The following is a 4,340-nucleotide window of genomic DNA, read 5'->3' on the forward strand; positions in this document are numbered from 1 at the left end:
TAATAGTAAAGTTTTTATTGTATAGATTTGAAATAGGTGCAGCATACACCATAATTTCCTAGACATAAATAAATTCAATAATGTTAATTTTTTTTACTTCTCTTTTTTATGTTTTGGAAGTATAATATACTTAAGTAAATATAAATACTGTCAAGTAATATCCGATTTATATGTTATATAAATTACTCACCTGGATATATATTATATTAATAATATATAATACATTAATTGACTGGAATAGGATTTTATCAATTTCTTGGCAACTCAAAAGTCACGAAGTGATTTTTCAACCTTGATGTGGCCGCGAAAACTATGGAGAAGCATACCATACTTTCCCGAACATCAAAATATGTCAATAGATTATGGTGATGCGTATGAAGATAGAAAAAATAAATGATAATAAAATCAAGGTCACAATATCAAAAGATGATTTGGATGAGAGAAACATTGATTTATCATCTCTAAATTATAATTCCCCTGCTACGCAGGAGTTATTCTGGGATATGATGGAGCAGGCTGAGATTGAATACGGTTTTAATTCCTCCGATTCCCAGCTCTGTATTGAAGCGATTCCCGATCCTAGAGAAGGGTTTATTATAACCATAACAAAGATTGATGAAGAAAATGATTTTGAATCCATTCAGAAATACATTAAAAACAGATTTAAAAAATCTGATTTAAGAGCTAAAAGGAAAAACAAGAAGATATGGTCTTCGGTTTTAATATACTCATTCAGCACATTTGAGGATTTGCTTGCACTTGCAAACAAAATAAGTTCCATATATTCAGGTGAAAGTACCCTGTACAGATATAAGAATTTCTATTACCTGGTACTTACAAGATACAGCTTTGGAAATACCGATACCAAAACAGTGGAAGCTGTTCTAAGCGAGTTTGGACGAAAAATAACAAATTCAGCTTTTTACGAAGGATACCTTAGTGAGTATGGTACCAAAATAGTAGAATACAATGCCTTTGAAACGATACAATCCTATTTCTGATCAGATATTTATATTACGAAAATATGCGAAATAAAAAGTGGACTAATGTTATCCACTTTTTTATTTCGCATTATTATTATCATTGTCATATGCCCGTCCTATTTGAACAATAGAATCGGAAGGCTTATATTTTTGGGTATAGAGTTCTTTTTTATTAATAACCACGCCTTCTTTTTGGGTCTCCAGACTAACCTTTACAAGTACCCCTTCCTTTCCATTACTTATAACCTTTTTGTCTCCAGGGCCAAGGCTATCATCCTCTACATTTATAACAGCCTGGGGATACTTGCTCTCAATATCAATCTTCAGGTTGTTAACCACCGACTTATCCCTCTTTTTTCCTGCAATGCTTACTGTTACTTTATTATTCTTTACCGAAGAAAAAATCATGATTGGACTTTCGATACTATTAATAAATTTAAAGTCTATTGTATCTCCAAACACTATAACATCCAAACCCGGGTCAATGTAATCTACTGAAGATTCGTGAGAAACCCTGGTTATGCTGGTTCTGTCGATATCGGTCAATAACAGGGCCGCAAATAGTGTTGAGGCTACCTGATTATATCCCTCATTATTTTCCTCCATAATACCGTTTTCCTTACTAAGATAGTTATTAAAAGAAAACTCAACCGGCCTGCCGCTGCTCACTGTGCCATTGAGCCATACCTTGTTTATGGCCTTAGATGCAATCTTTATATACTTTTCATTTTCACTGCCTTTTATTTCTGTTGAATAGGTTGCTATGACATCCTCAATATCCTTTAACTTATCCTGGGAAAATTCAGGATTAATTACGTTAATTTCATAATTGTTTTTATAATCAAATACTATTGGCTGATTTGTCTTTTCCGATATTGATCTTCTTATTTTTTCAACTGAATTCTCCAGATTTAATATTATACCGTCTTCACTGGTATCTTTCCTTAATTTTCCATCCAAAAGGTATACATTAGCATTTTTGGGTTCTTTTTCTATTAGTGATGCAAGGGGTTTCAGGCTTTCCTTTAGCTTGTTATTATTAAAGTCTATTTTTATGGGAGCTTTAACCACCCTTGATGTAAAATACCCATTCAATATACGTTCAAAAGCACTTGTGCCTTTTTGAGATATTGCATGATTTACAGTTTCTTCTGCATCAATGGATAACTCTATATCAGAGTACTTTATCCTAAAAATTTTGCCGATGCTTCCTATATTATAATTAATATTGATATAATCATTTTTAAATATGCTGCCATAGTATTCTTTTATTTTTTGAACAGCGTCCTGTCTCGACAGCCTGCCAATTTCAATTTCACCGGCAGTGATATTGGGAGGAACCTGATCCTTGGTCAACATGCCTACAGCCAAAAAACCTGCCGTTGAGACTAATGCCGTTATAAAAAATATTATAAAAGTTAGTGCTATGGCAAATTTCCATCTTTTCAACTAAGTCACTCCCAAATATAATCACAATAAAGCTTATCAAGCTTTATTGTTCATAACTAGCTCTATAAGCTTACCATTGGTTTTTGCAATATCTATTATGTCCTCATCAATAATTTCTCCGGAACTTACAATGACCTTGCCTGCACTGTCTGTAATTGTTTTGGTTGCCTTTCTGCCGTTGAGATACTGCTTTTGACGCTGTTCAAACAAGCTTTGTGTGCTTGTTTTTAGCTCTGTAGCCGCCCCTGCATGCCCGTTATTTGGGAAATTATTCTCTTCTCTCTGGTCATGGATCACTTCAACTTCTTCCAGTATAACCTCTTGCTGCTGAACGATATCCATGTCTTCAATTTCCTGTGTTATAACATCTGTATCATCATATATTTCAGAAGATTGATCCTCTGTCAAAATACTTTCCAAATTCTCAGCAGGAGTGTGAATAATGCTGTCTTCTCTTAATACATTTATGGATTCCTGTGCCTCGTTAAAAAAGGTTTCCCCGTCTTTAGCTATCAACTCATCTATGTTTGCAGATAGTTCATCTATAGCTTTATTAATTGTTTTAGCTTCATTTTCTATAGAATCCTTACCGGAGGTAATTGTCAAATTTTTTTTTTCCTGATTAGCCTGACCTTCCCCAGAACTTAGCTGGGACATGTTATCTAAAAGCTTACTTTCAACATCCTCAGTAACAACAATCAGATTTTTTCCAAAGGTTATTACATTAGCCCTTGGTATTATCCTTATCTTTTTATGAGTTATATCAGCAATATACTCAAGTCCTGTAATCCTGCAGTTGTTATCATCATCAAAATAGAAATCACCGATTTCCCCAATTAACCGGCCCTTTTTAGTGAGAACCTTTGACCCTTTGACTTGAATATTTTTCTGCAGCAGGTCAATAGCACCCGGTATTCTACCTATATCATTTATAGCACTATCATTTTCAATAGTGAGGGCATATTCCCCCATACCTAAAACGCTTGAAGTGGAAATTACGCGGGCACTCAATATCTGAATTCCGCTGTCTACAACTATGTAGTCCACTGTACCCTCAATAGCGTTTACAAGTATACTTTTTACCTTGCCTACTTCAACCCCATCAGAAATGCTTATTATGGGCAAACCTAGTACTTCCTGAGTTTTTTTCATTACCTTGGAACCCCCTTCTAAAGCTGCATAATATCAAACTGTATTAATTTTATTATAAATTACAAACAATCTGTGCCTTAACATCTTCATCCATAATATTCCCATAATTGGCAACATAACTCTCCAATATATCTTTTGCCAGGTCAGACTTTCCTAGCTGCTTGTACAATACGCATATATCCAGCACTAACCAAAACACTACCTGATCCTCTATATCATTCTCAAGAGCGTACATATAACTTGCAATTGCCCCTTCTAAATCTCCAGAAGCTTTTAATATAAAGGCCTCCTCAATCAATCGGTCAACAACACTGCCCTCTTTAGAATTAATCTCTGATGTAGTATTGTCAGTATCACTAATAGTATTTACATTTGTCTCATTACTTATGTGAATTAATAGGCTAGAATCTAATAAATTGTTTATATTTTCTTGATTGCTTTGATTTTCTACTTCTGAAATTTCTGTTTCCACATATTCTATGCTTAATTCTTCTTCAATCTCAGGAGTATCATTTTCGAATGCAGCCTCTAAAGGCTCTTCTTCAATTTCTATTTCGCTTACTTCAATATCCGACTCTATTGCTTCTACTACTTCCTCTACGCTAATTTCTTCTTCAATATTTATTACTTCCTCAACTTCAGGCTCTTGTATTTCCTCTTCGGATGCTGCCTCTATTGGCTCTTCTTCAATTTCTATTTCGCTTACTTCAATATCCGACTCTATTGCTTCTACTACTTCCTCTACGCTAATTTCTT

The 4,340-nt window shown here is 34.3% G+C and carries 3 protein-coding genes and 1 pseudogene; 1 reads left to right on the forward strand and 3 read right to left on the reverse strand.

The window, feature by feature from the left end:
• Positions 1-374: 374 nt before the first annotated feature.
• A complete protein-coding gene (locus VIO64_RS22525) occupies positions 375-1,001 on the forward strand; it encodes an adaptor protein MecA (protein ID WP_331921999.1) in 627 nt (208 codons plus the stop codon).
• A 60-nt stretch (positions 1,002-1,061) separates the two neighbouring features.
• Here VIO64_RS22525 and VIO64_RS22530 read toward each other — a convergent pair whose 3' ends face one another.
• From VIO64_RS22530 to VIO64_RS22540, 3 genes and pseudogenes are all read right to left on the reverse strand, one after another.
• Positions 1,062-2,432 (reverse strand): VanW family protein, encoded by a 1,371-nt coding sequence (locus tag VIO64_RS22530; RefSeq protein WP_331922000.1) that lies wholly within the window; start codon positions 2,430-2,432, stop codon positions 1,062-1,064.
• A 36-nt stretch (positions 2,433-2,468) separates the two neighbouring features.
• Positions 2,469-3,584: a PRC-barrel domain-containing protein gene (locus tag VIO64_RS22535; protein WP_331922001.1), complete on the reverse strand. Its 1,116-nt coding sequence runs from the start codon at positions 3,582-3,584 to the stop codon at positions 2,469-2,471.
• 52 nt (positions 3,585-3,636) lie between these two features.
• Positions 3,637-4,340, reverse strand: a pseudogene (locus VIO64_RS22540) (hypothetical protein); the annotation flags it as partial.

Origin of the sequence: Pseudobacteroides sp. (assembly GCF_036567765.1) — a bacterium.
Lineage (GTDB): Bacteria > Bacillota > Clostridia > Acetivibrionales > DSM-2933 > Pseudobacteroides.

Excerpts from the sequence above, each read along its gene's own strand:
- VIO64_RS22525 (WP_331921999.1), top strand. The coding sequence starts at position 375 with ATGAAGATAGAAAAAATAAATGATAATAAAATCAAGGTCACAATATCA.
- VIO64_RS22535 (WP_331922001.1), bottom strand. The coding sequence starts at position 3,584 with ATGAAAAAAACTCAGGAAGTACTAGGTTTGCCCATAATAAGCATTTCT.